At 66.9% G+C, this 18201-nt stretch carries 16 protein-coding genes and 1 tRNA gene; 4 read left to right on the top strand and 13 right to left on the bottom strand.

Features of this window, described 5'->3' with window-relative positions; genetic code table 11:
* From addA to K3181_RS13630, 8 genes are all read right to left on the bottom strand, one after another.
* Positions 1–3486 carry a double-strand break repair helicase AddA gene (gene addA, locus K3181_RS13665; protein ID WP_221603677.1) on the bottom strand — a complete coding sequence of 1162 codons (3486 nt, stop codon included), beginning with the start codon at positions 3484–3486 and terminating at the stop codon, positions 1–3.
* Entirely contained in the window at positions 3483–6494 is a 3012-nt protein-coding gene (gene addB, locus K3181_RS13660) for a double-strand break repair protein AddB (RefSeq protein ID WP_221603676.1), read from the bottom strand. Before addB ends, addA begins: the two co-directional genes overlap by 4 nt.
* Positions 6487–7209, bottom strand: coding sequence for a nucleotidyltransferase family protein (locus K3181_RS13655; RefSeq protein ID WP_221603675.1), 723 nt, complete (start codon positions 7207–7209; stop codon positions 6487–6489). Before K3181_RS13655 ends, addB begins: the two co-directional genes overlap by 8 nt.
* On the bottom strand, positions 7206–8195 hold the full coding sequence (locus K3181_RS13650) for an aminoglycoside phosphotransferase family protein (RefSeq protein WP_221603674.1): 990 nt from the start codon (positions 8193–8195) through the stop codon (positions 7206–7208). Before K3181_RS13650 ends, K3181_RS13655 begins: the two co-directional genes overlap by 4 nt.
* Positions 8192–8629, bottom strand: coding sequence for a tRNA (adenosine(37)-N6)-threonylcarbamoyltransferase complex ATPase subunit type 1 TsaE (tsaE, locus tag K3181_RS13645; RefSeq protein WP_221603673.1), 438 nt, complete (start codon positions 8627–8629; stop codon positions 8192–8194). Before tsaE ends, K3181_RS13650 begins: the two co-directional genes overlap by 4 nt.
* Positions 8626–10971, bottom strand: a complete 2346-nt coding sequence (locus K3181_RS13640) for a sensor histidine kinase (protein ID WP_221603672.1) — start codon at positions 10969–10971, stop codon at positions 8626–8628. Before K3181_RS13640 ends, tsaE begins: the two co-directional genes overlap by 4 nt.
* Before the next feature lie 83 nt (positions 10972–11054).
* Complete coding sequence (ahcY, locus tag K3181_RS13635; RefSeq protein WP_221603671.1) at positions 11055–12461, bottom strand: adenosylhomocysteinase; 1407 nt, start codon at positions 12459–12461, stop codon at positions 11055–11057.
* 127 nt (positions 12462–12588) lie between these two features.
* Positions 12589–13053 (bottom strand): S-adenosyl-L-homocysteine hydrolase, encoded by a 465-nt coding sequence (locus K3181_RS13630; RefSeq protein WP_221603670.1) that lies wholly within the window; start codon positions 13051–13053, stop codon positions 12589–12591.
* 175 nt (positions 13054–13228) lie between these two features.
* Here K3181_RS13630 and K3181_RS13625 point away from each other — a divergent pair, with 175 nt between their 5' ends.
* The gene (locus tag K3181_RS13625; RefSeq protein WP_221603669.1) at positions 13229–13708 is read left to right on the top strand and encodes a peroxiredoxin; all 480 of its coding nucleotides are present in this window, start codon (positions 13229–13231) and stop codon (positions 13706–13708) included.
* Positions 13709–13831: 123 nt separating this feature from the next.
* Here K3181_RS13625 and folE read toward each other — a convergent pair whose 3' ends face one another.
* Genes folE through K3181_RS13610 form a run of 3 tightly spaced genes read right to left on the bottom strand, consistent with a single transcriptional unit; the run spans position 13832 to position 16492 of the window.
* A complete protein-coding gene (folE, locus tag K3181_RS13620; protein ID WP_221603668.1) occupies positions 13832–14443 on the bottom strand; it encodes a GTP cyclohydrolase I FolE in 612 nt (203 codons plus the stop codon).
* Positions 14440–15981, bottom strand: a complete 1542-nt coding sequence (locus K3181_RS13615; RefSeq protein ID WP_345725509.1) for a phospholipase D-like domain-containing protein — start codon at positions 15979–15981, stop codon at positions 14440–14442. Before K3181_RS13615 ends, folE begins: the two co-directional genes overlap by 4 nt.
* A gap of 19 nt (positions 15982–16000) precedes the next feature.
* Positions 16001–16492, bottom strand: coding sequence for a hemerythrin domain-containing protein (locus K3181_RS13610; protein ID WP_221603667.1), 492 nt, complete (start codon positions 16490–16492; stop codon positions 16001–16003).
* A 92-nt stretch (positions 16493–16584) separates the two neighbouring features.
* On the opposite strand from K3181_RS13610, the gene K3181_RS13605 reads away from it, so the two are divergent.
* The gene (locus K3181_RS13605) at positions 16585–16980 is read left to right on the top strand and encodes a metallopeptidase family protein (RefSeq protein WP_221603666.1); all 396 of its coding nucleotides are present in this window, start codon (positions 16585–16587) and stop codon (positions 16978–16980) included.
* Positions 16981–17060: 80 nt separating this feature from the next.
* On the opposite strand, the gene K3181_RS13600 is transcribed toward K3181_RS13605, so the two are convergent.
* Positions 17061–17137 (bottom strand) — tRNA-Arg (locus K3181_RS13600).
* A gap of 50 nt (positions 17138–17187) precedes the next feature.
* The gene (locus tag K3181_RS13595) at positions 17188–17604 is read right to left on the bottom strand and encodes a (deoxy)nucleoside triphosphate pyrophosphohydrolase (protein WP_282099816.1); all 417 of its coding nucleotides are present in this window, start codon (positions 17602–17604) and stop codon (positions 17188–17190) included.
* A 90-nt stretch (positions 17605–17694) separates the two neighbouring features.
* Between K3181_RS13595 and K3181_RS13590 the strand changes: the two genes are divergently transcribed.
* Both K3181_RS13590 and K3181_RS13585 read left to right on the top strand, forming a co-directional pair.
* Positions 17695–17874, top strand: coding sequence for a Flp family type IVb pilin (locus tag K3181_RS13590; protein WP_221603665.1), 180 nt, complete (start codon positions 17695–17697; stop codon positions 17872–17874).
* A 124-nt stretch (positions 17875–17998) separates the two neighbouring features.
* Positions 17999–18169 (top strand): Flp family type IVb pilin, encoded by a 171-nt coding sequence (locus K3181_RS13585; protein ID WP_221603664.1) that lies wholly within the window; start codon positions 17999–18001, stop codon positions 18167–18169.
* Positions 18170–18201 lie beyond the last annotated feature (32 nt).

Genomic DNA, 18201 nt, shown 5'->3' with positions numbered 1-18201 from the left:
TTACACAACGGGAGGCAGGACAAAACTTTCCTGCGGCGCCGCAAACGCGCTCTTGTAGGCAGCCATGCACGCGGGCGGCAAGACGAAGAGTTGCGGCGTCTGGGTATAGAGCACCGCCGCCTCGATCCGGCGACCGGGATAGATGACCTTCAGCGCAGCCACATAGGCCGCCATCTGCTTCATCGTGGCATCGGGAATGGCGTCGAGCGTAGCGGGCGGGCGGCGCGCGGTCTTGAAGTCGACCACGCGGACTGCCTCGGGCGTGACCAGAAGGCGGTCGGCGGTGCCCATCACCACCTGCCCCTCCACGGTGGCGGCCAGCGGGACTTCGGCGAGCGCATCGGGACCGAAAACCGCGGCGAAACCGGGATCGTCGAGCACCGCCACGGCGCTGGCGAGCATCTCCTCGCGCTCGGCGACGGCGAGATCGTGCGCCTGGCGTGCGAGCCAGGCGCCTGCCTTCTCCATCCGCTCGGTAGGCGCGACCAGCGGCAGGCGCTCGAGCAGCGCGTGGATCAGCGTGCCGCGGCGTGCCGCCTCACTCGCGCTGCCCGGGGGAAGCGGCGGATCGCTGCCCTCGACCTCGCCCAGCCCCGAAGGTGCCAGCGGGCGCGGAGGGCGCGGCTCTGGCCCGACCGGACGCGTCGCCCAAGCGGGCAGCAGCGGCAGCTCGTCCACCAAGCCGCCCTTCTCGACTGCCGGGACCGGCGGGGTGCGCTCACCCACTTCCCAGCGCGCCCCCCAGATCGGGTCGGCCAGCCCCTCGTCCCCGCCGAACAGCGGCTTCAGCCGCGCATACCAGCTGTCTTCATGTGGGCCGTTGCGCGCGTCTCGGGGCCCGAGCGAGCCGGTAATGAACAGCGCCTCCTGCGCGCGGGTCAGCGCGACATAGAGCAACCGCCAGTGCTCCTGCATCGCCTTCGCCGCCTCGACCTCGTCGGCATTCGCAATTGGGCCGACCTTGTCCTCCTTGCCCAGCGCGGGCAGCGGAATTTCGCGGGGGCGGTCTATGCCGGGCAAGTCCTCGCGCAGCACCAGCTCGCCGGCGCCATCGGGGCGGATCGCGGAATCGGCTAGGATCACGATCGGCGCCTCGAGCCCCTTCGAGCCGTGGACCGTCATCACGCGGACCTGGTCGCCGCCCGCGCCCGCCTCGCGTTTCAGTTCGCCGTCGCCCGCATCGAACCAGCGGATGAAGCCCTGCAGGCTGGCGGTATGCGCGCTTGCGTAAGCGTTGGCGGCGTTGAGAAGTTCGTCGATCGGGTCGTTCGCCTCGCGTCCCAGCCGCGCGACCAGTCGCCGGCGTCCGTCGAGCGGACCGAGCAGGATCCAGTGGAGCAATTGTTGCGGACTGTCGAAATCGGCGCGGCGCAGGATTTCGAGCAGCGAAGCGACAGTCGCGACGACGAAGGGATCGTCGCTTGCGCGGAGATGCTCCCACAGCCGGACGCCGCGGGGGCGGTAGCCATGTTCGAGCAGATCTTCTTGGCTCCAGCCGAGCAGCGGCGAGACAAGCAGGCTGGCCAGCGTCAGATCGTCGAGCGGCTGCGCCGCGAAGCGCAGCGCGGCCATGAGATCCTTCACCGCCAGCGGATTGCCCAGCCGCAAGCGGTCGACCCCGGCCACGGGCACGCCGTGCCGGTAGAGCCGCGCAACGATCAGCGAGGCGAGTTCGCGGCGTTTCTGGACGAGGATCATGACATCGCCCGCCGTGGCGCGACGCTGCCCGCCCTTCGACAGGGTGAAGCCCTCGCCATTGGGATCGAGCCATTGTGCGACCTGCTGCGCGATGCGATCGGCGAGCAGCCGGTCGTGGCGCGCGAGCCAGCCCTCCGCCTCGCCCTCCCCGTCGTCGTGCTCCGCCTCCGCGACGCGAACCACCTGCCACAGGCCGACCAGACCCGGCTCGCCGCTGCCGCTGTGCGGGTCGGCGGGCGTATCTAGGCCGAAGCCCTCGTAGCCGATCGCCCCGATCGCGCGGTCAACGAAGCCAAGCACCTCCTGGTTGGTGCGATAGCTGCGCCCGAGGCCGTATTTCTCGAGCGGGCGAATGCGCGGACCGCCGCGGATAGAGCCCGCCGCCTCCGCCGCGCCGCTGATCTTCGCATCGAAATAGTCGCGCGCCTCGCGGAAATTCTCCGGGCTTGTACCCTGGAAACCGAAGATCGCCTGCTTGTAGTCCCCCACCGCGAAGATCGTGCGGACCGCATCGCCGCGCGCGCCCTCGCCGTCGAAATAGTCGCTCGTCAGCGCCTTCACGATCGCCCATTGCGCGGCATTGGTGTCCTGCGCCTCGTCGACGAGGATATGGTCGAAGCTGCGGTCGAGCTTGTATCGGATCCACTCGGCTATCGTGCTGTCGGACAGCAGCGTGGCCGCGCGGGCGATGAGGTCGTCGAAATCGACCAACCCCTCGCGCTCCTTTGCCTTGTCCCAGGCCAGGGCAAATGCGCGCCCCGCCTCGAGTTGCTGCGCGAGGAAAGCGGCGAGGTTCAGCAGTGCGGCGCGTTCGCGCACCATCGCCACGGCTTCGGCCACGCGATCCTGATTGGCCGGTAGGCCAGGATCGATCTTTTCGGCGCCCGCCATCTTTCGCGGCGTACCGTCCTTCTTGAGCAGCGTGTCGAGAAATCCGTCGAGCCGGTCGAGCCTTGTCCCGACGTCGCTGGCGAGCCAGCTTTCGAGGAAGTCGGCACACTGCTGCCCGGTCTTGGCCGACCACCCGCGCGTCGCCGCGAAGCAGGCGCGCAGGGAGGCGACCGGGAAAGCCTCGTCCGAACATGCCTCGGCCACCCATGCCGCGCCGGCATCGGCGGGAATGCCGAGCAGGCGGTGGACGCGCGGGCGCATCGGCGGCTGCCAGCTTCCCGGGCCGCGCCACAGGTCGCCGTGCCGGGCGCAGCGCATCAGCCAGCCGCGCACCGCGTCGGGCCCCTTGCGCTTGCTCATCTCGGCGATCGCCCCGGTAACGCGCGGATCGCCTTGTGCCAGCAGGTCGGCGAGCACTTCGCGGCTCAAGAGGTCGCGTTCGCGATCCTCCATCGGGCGCGTCCCGGGCAATATCCCCGCCTCGCCCGGGAAGGCGGCGAGCAGATATTGCGCGAAAGCGTGAATCGTATCGATCCGCAGGCCGCCGCCGGGGCAGTCGAGCACGCGCGCGAACAGCGCGCGGGCGCGGGACCGTGTCGCGGGATCGGCGGGGGCACCGAGGAAAGCCAGCTCGCGCCCCAGCTGTGCGTCCTCCATCCGTACCCAGCGCGCGAGCACCGCATTGACGCGCACCGCCATCTCGGCCGCGCCCGCCTTGGTGAAGGTAAGGCACAGCACCTGCGAGGGATCGGCCCCGGGCTCGAGCAGCAGCCGCAGCACGCGCGCCGAGAGCACCTGTGTCTTGCCCGTTCCCGCGCTTGCCGAGAGCCACACGCTGCCGAGCGGATCGACCGCGAGTCGCTGCTTGTCCTGCAGTTCGTAGACCGCCCCGCTCATGCCGCTTCCCCGCCGTCCTGATGCGCGATCCACTCGTCGAGCCGCATGAGCTGGTCGTAGGTGTCGTAGCCTTCGTAATTGGGGTTCTCGCGCGCGGTGAAGGCATCTCCGCCCTTGATGAAGCGGGTGATCGCCAGCGCCAGCTTCTCCGCGGTCAGCGGCAGGAAATCCTCGGGCGCCACGCCCGATCGCTTGTTGCCCACTTTCAGCGGCACCTCGACATAGCCGAAGCCGTACGGATTGTCGGACTTGGCCTTGCCCAGCGACCAGTATTCATAGGCGGCCGGATCGCCGGCGAGCCCGTCGAACCCGCCCCGGTCGGCGATCAGGCCGAGAATGCCGAGCTGGAGCGCGAAGCCCGCCTCGACTCGCGCGGCGCTCGGCGGCGTGCCGGTCTTGTAATCAACGATCGCGAGGCTGCCGTCGGCGAGCCGGTCGATCCGGTCGGCGCGGCCGTGGACATGCACGCCCTCGAAGCTCATCGCGCCCTTCTTCTCGACCGCCAGCACACGCCGGTCCTCGTAGGCCGACACGGTGTCCTCGATCCAGCGAAGCGCGGCCTCGAGCCGCGGCTGCCACAGGCCGCGCATCAGCGGATCGGCATTCTCCTCGTCGAGCACCGCTTCCATGATCGGCGCGAGCCTGGCGGCATCGTCCTTCTCACGCGCCTCATGCCAGCGTTGCAGGATCTTGTGCGCGACCGTGCCCTGCCACGGCGCCGAGGGTTCGGCATCGAGCGCATCGAGATCCTTCAGCCCCATGATCCGGTCGGCGTAGAATTGGTAGGGATCGCCCAGCAGCCGGTCGAGCGCGGTGGCGGAGATGTCAACGTCGCGCTGCTCGGGTGCGGGATCGGGCGCGGGCCGGACATAACGCGGGGCGGTGGGTGCACGCGTCATGGCGCGGGCGAGTTCGATCGCCGCGGTCTCTTCATGACCCTCGAGCTGTTCGCCCAGCAGCGCCTGCACGCGGAGCAGGAAGCGCGAGGGAATCGCCGGCCCCGCCTCGTCGCGCTGCGCATGCGAGAGCACCACTTCGGGCGCGCCCATCGCCCCTGCGAGGTCGTGGGCAGAGAGGCCGATACGGAAATCGGCGCCCGGGACCCCTAGCGCACGCAGCACCGGTGGGGCGAGCAAGGCGTCGACACCGCCACGGGTGGGCCAGACACCTTCGTTGAGATCGGCACAGATGACCAGCTCGGCGCGGTTCATCCGGCTTTCGAGCAGACCGAGCACCTGGACGCGCGCATGCCCGCCATAGGGCGGACGCACCGCGACCTGCTCCATCGCATCGCGCAGCGCGATGGCCGCTTCGCCCGGCGCCAGCGTGAACCCGGCCTCGCGCGCGTGGAGACGCAGATCCTCGACGAAAGTGGCGAGCGAACGCCCGTCCTCCCGGCCCCACAGCTTCTCGCCGCACAGCGCTTCGCCGCTCGTGACGAGCGCGTCGAGCAATTCGGCGAGCGCCACGCTCTCCTCATCGGCCAGCGCAAGCAATGGCGCGAGCGCCGCCTCGACCATCGCATACCATTCGGCCACGCGCGGATGGCGCTCGGCGAGTTTCGCCGCGATGGCCGCGACGGGCGCAAGTCCGCCTGCCTTGCGCGGTCCGCGCAGTGCGCGTTCGACCCGACGCAACTGGCGCAGCCATGCACCGCGCTCCATCCCGCCATCGACCAGCGGGTGGCCGAGCAGTCCCATCAGCGGCACTGGCGTGGCACGATCGGCCCTGACCTCGGCGAGCAGCAGCAACAACCGCCCCGCCGCGGTCTGCGACAGCGGGCGCCCCGCCGAATCGTCGGTGGCGATGTTCCAGCGGTCGAGATGATGCACCACGCGTCGCGCCAGCGCGCGGTCGGGTGTGACCAGCGCGACGCGCCTCTCCGGCTGCTCGACCGCTTCGCGCACCAGAAGGGCGATCGCCTGCGCTTCCTCTTCGGGATTGGCCGCCGTCATGATCCGCACGCCTGAAAGGCGGCGCTTCTCCGGCGGCAGCGCGACCCAGCTCTTGCTCGCCTCGGGTGGCAGGAAGAGCGAACCGATCGCATGGCTGCGCGCGGGTGGTGCGGCAGCAAGCCCCTTGCGATGCCATGGTTGCACTTCCTCGCGCGCGACGCCCATGCGGTTGAGCAGAAGCTTGAGATGGTATTGCGGATGGGTGACCGCATCCTCGCGCGCAAACGGCGTGTCGCCCGGTCCGGGCGCCGCTCCCGCACGACCGAGTTCGTCCCACACAGCCTGCGGCATCGTCAGGTCGAAATCGGGGAGGATCACCGCCCCGTTGTCCAGATCGGCAATCACGCGCAGCAGCTTTGCCAGGGTCGGCGCCGCGCTGGTTACGCCGGCGGCCACGATAGGCGTGGCGGGAGGCTGCTCCTTCCACTGGCGTGCCGCCCAGTCGAACAGGCGATTGCGCCGCGCCGCCGAGTCGAGCGCATCCCATTGTTGCAATTGCGCCAACCACTTGGACTGCACAGTTGCGAAAAGATGGAGACTTCGCTGCCAGTGGTCCGACAGTGAGCCGAACAGATCTAGCACGGGCTCGCCCACGAGTTCCTCGGGGCCCACGCCCTCGACCAGCAGCCGGTCCATGGTCGCCCCGGTTTCGCGTGCAAGCCGTAGTAAGGTCGCCCCGCCGGGCGCATCATCGCCCATTGTGTCGGCAATCAGCCGGGCCAGTGCGAACAGCCGACGCTGCGGGTCGACAGCGGGTGGGATGTCGGCCGCGCCGAGCGGATCGAGCAGCGGCCCCAGCGTCTCGTCGAGGTCGAGGTCGCCGACCACGGCCATGCGCGGCATCAGCAGGCCGGGCGAACCGGTCTCGCCCGCGTGGCGGATAAAGGCCTCGGAAATCGTCCGTCGCGCGCGGCTGCTGGGGACCAGCAGCGTCAGACGCGCAAGCCCGAATTCGGGATCGGCGTAGCGCGGGACGAGTCCCGCCACCAGCGCATCGGCGAAACCGCGATGCGCGGCGATGGAATAGAGCTTGGGCCCTGCCCGCTCAGCCACCCGTCAGGGCCTGTTCGGTGGGCCGGATGTGTTCCGGCGTGCCGACTTCGTACCACTGACCGGTGAAGGCCACGCCGAAGAGGCGCCCTTCCTCGATCGCGCGATCCCACAGGACATTGGTCGAAAAGGCCCCGTCGGGCGCATCGCGCAGCAACCGGTGCGAGACCAGCTGGATACCGGTGTAGATGAAGGGCGCGATGCGGCCCGGCTTCTTGCGGCTGAGGCGCCCCGCCCCATCCATGTAGAAATCGCCGGTGCCTTCGAAGTTGAACGCCCGCGCGTGGGTCACCACAAGCAGCAGGGCATCCATCCGTTCAGGGTCCCAGCATGTCGAGAGATCGGCAAAGGCGTTGCGCGGACCGTCGAGCCAGATGCTGTCGGCATTGCAGGCAAAGAAGGGATCGGGAAGCTGCCCGGCAGCCTGCGCCTTGACCATGCCGCCGCCGGTCTCGAGCAGATGATCGCGCTCGTCGGAAAACTCCACCTTGGGAAGCGCGCGAGGACCGATATGCGCCTCGATCGCGTCGGCGAGATAGTGGGTATTCACCACTGCCTTCGCGACGCCCGCCTCCTCCAGCCGGTCGAGTGTCCGGTCGATCAGGGGCTTCCCCGCGACGCGCACGAGCGGCTTGGGCGTCGCCGCCGTGAGCGGGCGCATGCGCTTGCCCAGCCCGGCGGCCATCACCATGGCGGTATCGGAAGCAAGCTCGGTCACCGGATTTCCCCACCGAAGCTGTCGCGAATCTGCTGCGGGATATTCGCGGCGAACCAGTCGGCAACCGACTGCAGTGCCGGATGCGCAAGGTCGCGCTCCATCGCTTCCCACACGCGCGGTATCATCGCGAGGTAGCGATCCTTGCCGTCACGCTTCCACAGGCGGGTGAAGATGCCGACGATCTTGGCGTTCCGCTGCGCGCCGAGCCGGGCGTAGTCGGCCTCGAAATGCTCGCCCGGATCGGCAGCCGCACGGTAGCGACCGAGCATTTCGTGTTCGAGATCGAACGATACATCGCGGCGCGCGTCCTGCAGCAGGCTGACGAGGTCGTAGGCCGGGTGCCCGACCAGCGCGTCCTGGAAATCGATCAGCCCCTGCTCGCCGGCCAGCTTGCCGGGCTCGAGCAGCATGATGTTCTCGGCATGGTAGTCGCGCAGCACGGTGACGCCGGGCGTCTGGCGCGCCCACAACGGCTCGAGGGCCGCGATCCACGCCGCGCGAAAGCCCTGCTCGTCGACCTCAAGCCCCATCGCCGGGCAATACCATTCGGTCAGCAGCAGCGCCTCGCGCAGGTAGGTCGCCATATCGTAGGGTTCGAAGGGCCCGGGCGGCAGGCGATGCAGCTGCACGAGCGTATCGATCGCCTTGGCATAGATGTCGCGCTCGTCTTCGGGATTCTCGTCGATCCACTCGCGCATGCGCTGGTCGCCGAAATCCTCAGTCAGCACCCAGCCCGCGGTGGCATCCTCGATAAGGATGTGCGGCGCGCGCAGGCCGTTCTCCTCGAGCCAGTGCGCGACATGGAGGAAGGGCCCCGGGTCCTCGTGCGGGGGCGGCGCATGCATCAGCATGGCACTCTTGCCGCCCAGCCTGATGCGGAAATAGCGGCGGAAGCTGGCATCGCCGATCAGCGGCGCGATCTCCGCGCCCTCCCAATCGGTGTCGCCCAGGAAGTGATGAATATCGTCGATTAGTGCGTCGCTCATGGCCAGCGGCCTTGCCAAGATGCGCCCGGGGTTACAACGGCCTCGCGCCCGTCACCCACTTTTTCGAGATCGATCGACAGACAACCCGCCTCATGCGCAAACCCGCCCGCATGATCGGGCCATTCCGCCAGCAGCGCCGCGCCCTCGCGGTAGTCGTCGAGCCCCAGTTCCTCGACCTCGCGCGGGTCCTCGAGGCGATAGAAATCGGCATGCACAACGGGCAGCCGCAAACCGTCATAGGTTTCGACGATGGTGTAGGTCGGTGAAGGCACCTCGCCCCGATGGCCGAGCGCGGCGAGGATCGCGCGAACGAGCGTGGTCTTGCCGGTCCCCAGCGCACCCGACAGCGCCACGACGTCGCCGGGAGCGAGCCGCTCCGCAATCCGCCGCCCGAAGGCCTCCATTGCCGCGAGGTCGGGCAACGCAATCCTCACGGCAGGACGATCGTGGCGCTGGTGCCGGCATCCTTGCGGCTCTGGATTTCGAGCGTACCGCCATGCGCTTCGATCAACTGGCGGGCGAGCGGAATGCCTAGCCCCTGACGCCGCTCGATCCCCTTGCCGTCGGGGGACATGCGGATTCCCTCGAGCGCGCGGGCGAGTTCGTGCTGGCTCATCCCGCGGCCGTTGTCGGAGATGACGATCCGGGTCTCGTCGCGCTTGCGCCCGATCTCGACCACGATCCGGCCGCCGCGCGGCGTGCCGTTGATGGCATTGTCGAGCAGTTGCGAAATCGCCCGGCGCAACTGGTGGGGGTCGGCCGTGACCGACTTGTCCGGATTGCCCTTGAGGTCGAGCGTCAGTCCGCTGTCGAGAATCCGCCGCTCCTGCTGGCGGACGATCTGGGTGACGAAGGGCATGAGCTCCAGCTTGCTCTTGCGCAGCGGCATGAGGCCGGCCTCGGATTGCGAGAGATCGAGCACATTCTCGACCTGCTCGGTCAGCTTGCCCACCGAGAGCGAGATCGCCTGCGCATATTCCTTCGCCTGCGGCGTGAGTTCGCCGGCGATGCCGCTGGTCAGCAATTCGGCGAAGCCGCCGATCGAGGTCAGCGGGGTGCGGAATTCGTAGCTCATGTTGGCGAGGAAGCGGGTCATCACCGCGTCGGCTTCCTCGAGCGCCCGATTGCGTTCGCGCAGCGCCTCTTCGGCCTGTCGCGAGGCGGTGACATCGAGCACCGTCAGCATGCCGTTGCCGTCGGGCAGTGGAACCCCGGTGAAATCGAGCGTCCGCCCGTCGGCGAGCTCGATCCGGCCGTCGCTCTTCTTGCGATCGAGCGTCGCCGCGCGAATGACCTGGTTGACCCGCGAGATGGCCGCTGGCTCTGCGAGATTGGCGGCGATGGCGGCAAGCAGGTCTTCGGCCTGCGGATGACCGTCGAGAACCTCGGGATCGATTCCCCAGGCGCCCGGGAAGCCGCGGTTCCACAGTTCGAGGTGTCCGTCGGGCGCGAACACGGCCAGCGCCTCGAACAGATTGTCGAAGGTCGCAGTGCGGGTCCGCAGCAGCGTGTCGCGCATCGCCGACAGCGCGAGCTGCTCGGTGCGGTCCTCGGCGATCATCACCAGCCCGCCATCGGGCAGCGGCTGCGCGACGATACGCATATGCGTGCCGTCCGAGAGCGGCCAGGGCTCTTCATGCGGCTCGTCGCGCAGGAACCATTCGGCCAGCTCGCTCCGCCAGGCCGGGAAGTCGCGCACCTCGGGAATGCGGCCGTTTTCGCGTGCGATGAGCAGCATCTGCTCGAAAGTGGTGCGATCGTTGACCACGCCGGGAGGCAGCGAGAACACGCGGTGGAACGGCTGGTTGGCGAAGGTCATCCGATGCCCGGCGTCGAACTGCGCCACGCCGATCGAGAGCTGGTCGAGCATCGAGCGCTGGGCTTCGCGGAAGGCGCGGAATTCGCGTGCCTGCTCCTCCATTTCCTCGATGTCGACCGCATAGCCGGCGATGCCCTCGCCCATCAGCGGGAGATCGGTGACGCGGATGGTGCGCCGCGCGCGGTCGATCGTCGCGCTGACGATGCGCTCGATCGGCTGGCGGCGGTCGGCAGCCTGCTGCGCGACCTGCGCGGCGGTGCGCCCGTTGACCGTCTCGACCAGCTCGACCTGGTCGGCGACCACCTGATCGGCGCTTTCCGCGCCCACTGCGGCGACATAGGCCTGGTTGACCAGCCGCAGGTGCATGTCGCCGCCGCGGAACCACATCGGCATGGGCGCAGCCTCGATCAGGCCAACCAGCGCGCCGAAATCCTCGCGCGCGCGCGCCGCCTCTTCGCGCAGCAGCGCCAGTTCGGTCTCGCTCTCGCTGAAGTCGAACACCCAGACCAGGGCCGCGCCTCCGGGCGAGACGGCCGGATCGGCGAGCGTTCCGTGGAGCGCGAGCGACTTGCCCGATCCCGGCGACAGCGTGATCGCCATGCGGAACGGTTTGGCGGTCTTCTGGGTACGCCGCACCGCGCGGGTGAGATTCTCGACCTGCTGCTCGGACAGGCCGCGGCCGTCCAGTCCGGACAATTCGCTGAGATATTCGGGGACCTTGTCGAGCCCGATCCAGCGCGCCAGCCGGTCGGGCGCCTCGATCCGCCCGTCGGCGCGGACCAGCAGGGGGATCGCCGGACCTTCCTCGATCAGCCGCGACAGACGCTGGGCGGTCTTGCGGGAGGAGAGCGATTTCTGCTCGCGCGTGCTGGCGCGCAGCATCACCCACACCGCCCCCGCGGTCCACAAGGCCAGCAGGAGGCCGAGAACGGCCATCAGTGCGGGTGAGCTTTCCATCACCCGCCAGCTATGCGGACGCGCGCGGGAGTGCAATGCCCCCGCGCGCGTTCATGCGCTTGTATTTCCGCCGATTGGCGCAATCAGTAGCGGTAATGCTCGGGCTTGAACGGGCCTTCGACCGGCACGCCGATATAGTCGGCCTGCTTCTGGCTGAGCTGGGTCAGCTTCACGCCGAGCTTGTCGAGATGCAGCGCCGCGACCTTCTCGTCGAGGTGCTTGGGCAGGACGTAGACGTCGTTCTCGTATTCGTCGCCCTTGGTCCACAGCTCGATCTGCGCCAGCGTCTGGTTGGTGAAGGAGAAGCTCATCACGAAGCTCGGGTGCCCGGTAGCGCAGGCGAGGTTCACCAGCCGGCCCTTGCCGAGCACGATGATTTCCTTGCCGTCGGGGAACTTCACCAGGTCGGTGCCCGGCTTGAGCTCGTTCCACTCGTAATTGTCGAGCGCCGAAATCTGGATCTCGCTGTCGAAGTGGCCGATGTTGCAGACGATCGCCTTGTCCTTCATCGCCTTCATGTGCTCGGCAGTGATGACGTGTTCGTTGCCCGTCGCGGTGACGAAGATGTCGGCGACCTTCACCGCCTCTTCCATGGTCACGACTTCGAATCCGTCCATCGCCGCCTGCAGCGCGCAGATCGGGTCGATTTCGGTTACCAGCACGCGTGCACCGCCGTTGCGGAGCGACTGGGCGCTGCCCTTGCCGACATCACCGAAGCCGGCGACGCAGGCGACCTTGCCCGAGAGCATGACGTCGGTCGCGCGGCGGATCGCGTCGACCAGCGATTCGCGGCAGCCGTAGAGATTGTCGAACTTCGACTTGGTGACGCTGTCGTTCACGTTGATCGCGGGGAACGGCAGCTTGCCCTGCTTGGCAAGGTGATAGAGGCGGTGGACGCCGGTGGTGGTTTCTTCCGAAACGCCCACGATGTTCTTCACCGACTTGCTCAGGTAGCCCGGCTTCGCCTTCACGAAGGCCTTCAGCGCGCGCTGGAATTCGATCTCTTCCGCATTCTGAGGCTCGGGCAGTTCCTCGCCCGCTTCGATGCGCGCGCCCCACAGGGCGAACATGGTCGCGTCGCCGCCGTCGTCGAGAATGATGTTGGCGGTCCGGTCGGCGTCGTCATCGGTCGACCAGTCGAAGATCTTGCCGACGTAATCCCAATAGTCGGCGAGGCTCTCGCCCTTGATCGCGAAGACCGGAATGTCCTGCGCGGCGATCGCGGCGGCGGCGTGATCCTGCGTCGAGAAAATGTTGCAGGTCGCCCAGCGCACGTCGGCGCCCAAAGCCACGAGAGTCTCGATCAGCACCGCGGTCTGGATGGTCATGTGCAGCGAACCGGTGATCCGAGCACCTTTGAGCGGCTTGCTGGCGTATTCTTCGCGCAGCGCCATCAGGCCCGGCATTTCGGTTTCGGCAATGGCGATTTCGGCGCGGCCATATTCGGCGAGCGCAATGTCCTTGACGACGTAATCGGTAAATTCGGTCACGAAAAAAGTCCTCGGCTGGCGGGATGGAAGCCGCGCAGGAAAAGGGGCGGCCACTTGTTGTCGCCGCCCCTAGCCCGTGATCGAAGAGAGGGCAACAGCCCCCGGTCGCGCCGCTTCGACAGGCGCCTCAGTGAGCCGCGAACCGCCCCCCGCGGCTGGGCGCCGTAGCCAGCAGTTCGACCGCCGCGATACGCAGGTCGAGAGGATCGCGCGAGGCGGCGAGATCCGTCGTGATCTGCTTGAGTTCGCGGCAGCCGAGCCAAGGATGCCCCTGGCCGTATTCGTTGGCCATGCCCACGCTGATACGGTCGAGCGCGCGCTTGGCGCCCTTGGCGCCGTGCTGGTTCACGAGGCCCGCCTCGAGCTGCTTGGCGGCGCCGTTCAGCGTCGCGAGGTGGTTGGCCGAGAACTGGCGGTACTGTGGCTGGAAATTGTCCGCCCCCATGCGGCAGCGCAGCGATGTCACCATCAACATGATGTCGAGGCGGCGCAGGTTCTCTGCGTCGCTCGAACCCGTAGCACTGGCCGAAGCGGGCGCGAGGAGAAGTGCCGCGGCGCTAGCCGCAGCGGCGAAAGTCTTGACGAAATGCATGTCCCTGGTCTCCCTGGCGGGCCGATCCCTTGACCCGCAGGACGCCAGCATCGCTCCAGAGATTTACGGTAAATTAAAGCGGCGCGGTAAAGCGAAATTAACCACGTCATCGAGGTTGCGAACGCAGTCGTGCAGGCCTACCTCACCCACGGACGGGAAAGACGGAGTTTCCAGCATGACGATTTCGGTGGGTGACAAGCTGCCCGATGTGACACTGGTCAAGGCGACCGAGAACGGCCCCGAAAAGGTCAGTTCGTCGGATTATTTCAAGGGCAAGAAGGTGGCCCTGTTTTCGGTGCCCGGCGCCTTTACCCCGACCTGCTCGGCACGCCACCTGCCCGGCTATGTCGAGAAGGCCGACGAGCTGAAGGGCAAGGGTGTCGACGAAATCGTCGCCACCGCGGTCAACGATGCCTTCGTCATGGGCGCGTGGAAGAGCGCTGCGGGCAGCGACGACATCACCATGCTGGCCGACGGCAATGGCGAGTTCGCCGAAGCGGTGGGCCTGACCATGGACGGGTCCGGTTTCGGCATGGGCAAGCGCGCCCAGCGCTATTCGATGGTGGTCGAGGATGGGGTGGTCACCCAGCTCAACGTCGAAGCGCCGGGCGATTTCTCGGTCTCGAGCGCGGAGCACATGCTCGGCCAGCTCTAGGTACGACGAATTCCTAGACGCGGATGCGCCCCGCCCGGCCCTGTGCCGCGCGGGGCGTTTTCGTCCCGGCTCGCCGCCCGAACACTCTGCCCCCTTCGGGTCGCCGAGGGGAATCGCGAGCGGTCAGCCGTAGCCCATCAGCTTGAGCACTTCCTCGCGGCTGCGATGGTCGTCGAGGAAGGTGCCCATCATGCGGCTGGTAACCATGCCCACGCCGGGCGTGCGCACGCCGCGCGCGGTCATGCAGCTGTGCGCGGCCTCGATCACCACGGCGACACCCTGCGGCTGGAGGTTCTCCCAGATACAGTCCGCCACCTCCGCGGTCAGGCGTTCCTGCACCTGCAGACGGCGGGCAAAGCCATGCAGCACCCGCGCCAGCTTGGAAATGCCGACCACGCGATCGTTGGGCAGGTAGGCGATCGCCGCCTTGCCGATGATCGGCGCCATGTGGTGCTCGCAATGCGACTGGAAGGGGATGTCCTTGAGCAGCACGATCTCGTTGTAGCCGCCGACTTCCTCGAACACGCGGCTCAGGTGATGGGCCGGGTCCTCTTCGTAGCCGACGCAATATTCCTTCCACGCGCGCGCAACGCGCGCCGGGGTATCGAGCAGCCCCTCGCGCGAGGGATCGTCGCCCGTCCATTCGATGAGCGTGCGGATCGCGTCCTGGACATGTTCGGGCACCGGCGGCTTGCCGCGCGGATCGTCCTCGTCGGGGCCGACTAGGCTGCTCACGTTTTCCTTTTCCTCCTGAACCTCTCGCGAAAGCGCGCGAGTCTGCTCCCCTTGCGGAAAAGGCCGCCCTTTGCAAATGGCTCGAACATGTCGTCGGGATTCTCGGGATCGAGCAGGGCGCTATCGGCCAGCGTTTCCTCGACCTCGTTGAGTTCGGGAGGGTGGTAGCGACGCAGGTTGCGCGGCCCGTCGTCCTGAGATTGATCGATCAGTTCCGCCATCGAGCCATGGCGTGCCAGCAGGTCCGCCACTTCCTCCTCTTCGAGGCCGCAGTGCTCGGCCAGCAGCGAGTGGCGCAGCGCCGCAATTCCTGTGGCAGCATGAGCATTGCCCGGACGCGTCGCATCGATGAACACGTCGCATTCGCTGTCGAGTCCCATCGAACGGTTGTTGAGATTGGCCGATCCGATCCGCACGATCTCGTCGTCGACGATCATGATCTTGGCATGGACGTAGATTGGCGTGTCCTCGACGAAGGGCGACCAGAGCGAGAAGCGCCCCTTGGTGTCCGCCTCCTCGATCGCGCGCATGAGTTCAGCCCGCGCGTGATCCATCGCCTGCTGCTCGAGCCAGCCGTCCGCATTGCTGGGATGGACGATCACGATTTCGGGAGGATCGTCCTCCTGCAAGCGGGCGATGATCGCTTCCGCCACCGCGCGCGAGGCGAAATACTGGCTCTCGGCATAGATGAACCGCTTCGCCTCGGCGATCTGGCGCAGATAGAGCTGCTTTATCTCGTCGACCGCGTCCCAGTCGCGATAGGCGGCACGGGTGCGCGCGATGCCAATCTCGACGTCCTCGAACTGAGCTTTCAGCGCATCGGGCCACGGCGTGCCCGGTCGCTCGTCGCAGTCGGGCAGAGCCGTCCCGCCCGCGCAGATCCAGCGGTCTTCGCCCAGTTCGGCGAGAACCGGGGCAATCTCGCCTTCCATCATCATCGCCGCGTCGTGCCATGGGCCATAGGGGTGCCCGCGCGGCGTCTTGCGGCGCGGGTCGTCGAGCTTGTGTTCGCGCGTGTCCCAGCGCTGGTCGGTCATGTCGATGCCGCCGCACACTGCGACGCGGTTGTCGAGCACGGCGATCTTCTGGTGGTGCGTGCATCCCACCGGATGCGCGGTGTCGAATTTGAAAGTGATCTGGCGATGGCGCATCCAGCGCAGGATGTCCCACCACATCGAGGCGCGCCCGATGGTCGACAACGCCCCGACGCTCCACTTGAGGATGCGCACGTCGAGCTGTTTGCGATGCCGGACGAGCCAGGCGATGAAGCTCCCGAGCCGCGAGGGATAGCCGCGTTTCCAAGGGCGCTGCCACCAGCGGCGCCCACGGCCGAGATGGATGCGCGTATCGAAGTCCCACCCGATCAGCAGGATGCGACTGCGCGAATTGAGCATCGCCTCCTGCATCAGGGCGAAATAGTCGGCCGCGTCGACGATCACGCTTGCCCGGCTCGCCCGGGCATAGCGCCAGATCCCCGGTTCGACCGAAGGCTCGAGCCGCGAAATGCGGCTCGGATCGCAATCCTGCTTCGCGTTCACGCGCCCTCCCCGGCCTGGCTTATTCCTTGGCGTCTTCCTTCTTCTCGGGCGTCACCTCGGCATCGGCCTTTTCGTCCTGCTTGCGGCGCTCGAAGACCTTTTCCATGTGGCGCATGTCGTCCTCGTCGAGATAGTTCGCGAAGTCGGGGAAGTGCTCGTCTTCCTCCTCGTCGATGTGATGGCGATACTGGTGGTCGAAACTCTTGAACTTGGTCAGCCAGCCGCCGCTCGACATATCGGTCGCGGCGAGATCATTGAGCGCTTCCTCGATTTCGTGGTGCTCGGCGACCGAATGGCGCGTTTCGCCGGTGGTCGGCGGCTTGCGCATCATGGTCGAATAGAGCGCCTGCTCTTCCGCCGCGGCATGCGCCTTGAGCTCCTTGGTCAATACCTCGAACAGGCTCTCGCGTTCGTCGCTGTCGCCACTCGTCTGCATCAATCTGTCGAGCAGTTCGCGATGCTTGTCGTGATCCTGCTTGAGGCGGTCGAAGATGGCACTGGCGTCGGTCATGGTGGAAAGGTCTCCTTTCCCGAATGAACCTGCCACCCGCTGCGCGGTTCCGAGCTTGTGTGCCGACGCGGATCGCCCCATGTCTGCCTGCGATGCACGATCGACAGGCCCCCACCCAGACGCAGATGCAATTGCTTGCCGAGGAGGCGCTCGCCGCGCTGCCCGACGCGTTCCGCGAGCAATTGGGCGACGTCGTCATGCGGGTCGAGGATTTCGCCACGCCCGAACAGCTGGCATCGGTCGGCATCGCCGATCGCTGGCACCTCTCCGGCCTCTACGAAGGCGAACCGCTGCCCGACCGGTCGATCTGGGAGAGCGGCCGAATGCCGCCGCGCATCTGGCTGTTCCGCGAACCCCTGATCGCCGAATGGCGCGAGACCGGCGTGCGGATGGACGATCTCGTGCGCCATGTGGTGGTGCACGAGGCAGGCCATCATTTCGGCTTCAGCGACGAGGACATGCACGGGCTCGAGGACGAGTCCGACTAGGCCAGCAGCACGCCGCAGATCGGCTGCTCCGGAGCCCAGAACCACAAAAGGCCACCCCTCTTGCGAAGGATGGCCTTTTATGGCGCGCCCGGAAGGATTCGAACCTCCGGCCCCCAGATTCGTAGTCTGGTGCTCTATCCAGCTGAGCTACGGGCGCGCTTGGAGGGCGGCCAATAGGCAGGTGCCATGGGCTTGGCAATCCCTAAATCACGTTTTTTCGAACAAGTCCGCCGCCAGCGCGACATCGAGCGGCGGTTTGTCGAGCCGTGCAACTTCCTGGGCCGTGAACCAGCCGATCTCGCCGCCCTCGAGCGCCGCGAGCGAACTGCCATTCCAGACCGATGTGTAAAGCATTATGACAATCGGCGCGCGCGCCTCGGCCCGCGTCTCCTCGGCAAAACCCGCCGGCGAAAGCCCCTCCACCGCAAGCGCCAAGCCGAGCTCTTCGCGAATCTCGCGAATCAGCGCCTCGCGCGGCGTTTCACCTGCGTCGACCTTGCCACCGGGAAATTCCCACAGGCCCGCATGGTGCTTGCCCGGCGGGCGGCGATGCATCAGCCAGCGCCCCTCGCCGTCGGCCAGCGCAAGGGCAACCACACAAATCCATGTCGGAAATTTTTCCAACTCCGCGCGATCCTTCAACGATTCCTTAACCGCGTTGCTCGTAAGTCCTTGAAGTCAGCCAAGGCAAGCGACGATTGGGGCATACAGAGAATGGGCAAATTCCTGCGCAATTTGGGACGCGATACCCGCGGTGCCACGGCTGTCGAATACGGGCTTATCCTCGCTCTCATCTTTCTAGCGATGGTGGGGGCGATCCAGTCGTTCGGCACCACGGCGACCTCGATGTGGTCTAACATCGAGACTGCCGTCGTCGCGGTAACGAGTGTCTGAGGCATGAGCCGGGACTTTCGGAGCGGTTAGGGTTTTCTCAACCACTTCGATGCAGAAAGCAAAGTCGCTCGAACCAGGATTGTCGGGACGGGCCGGGTACGAAGACTGAACCAGGAGACGACACATGAAGTTTTTCCGCAAGCTGCGCCGCAATGAAGAAGGTGCAACCGCCATCGAATACGGCCTCATCGCCGCTCTGATCGCCGTCGCCGCGATCACCGCGATGCAGAGCCTCGGCAAGGAACTGAGCACGACCTTCAACAAGGTTTCAACCACGATGAGCTCGAGCGTCTAAGTTCACGCCAGCTGAAAAAAAGAGGGCGGCGG

The organism is Qipengyuania mesophila (assembly GCF_019711655.1).
GTDB lineage: Bacteria > Pseudomonadota > Alphaproteobacteria > Sphingomonadales > Sphingomonadaceae > Qipengyuania > Qipengyuania mesophila.
Note: the sequence above shows the minus strand (reverse complement) of the source record. Positions and strands in the feature narration are given on the sequence as shown.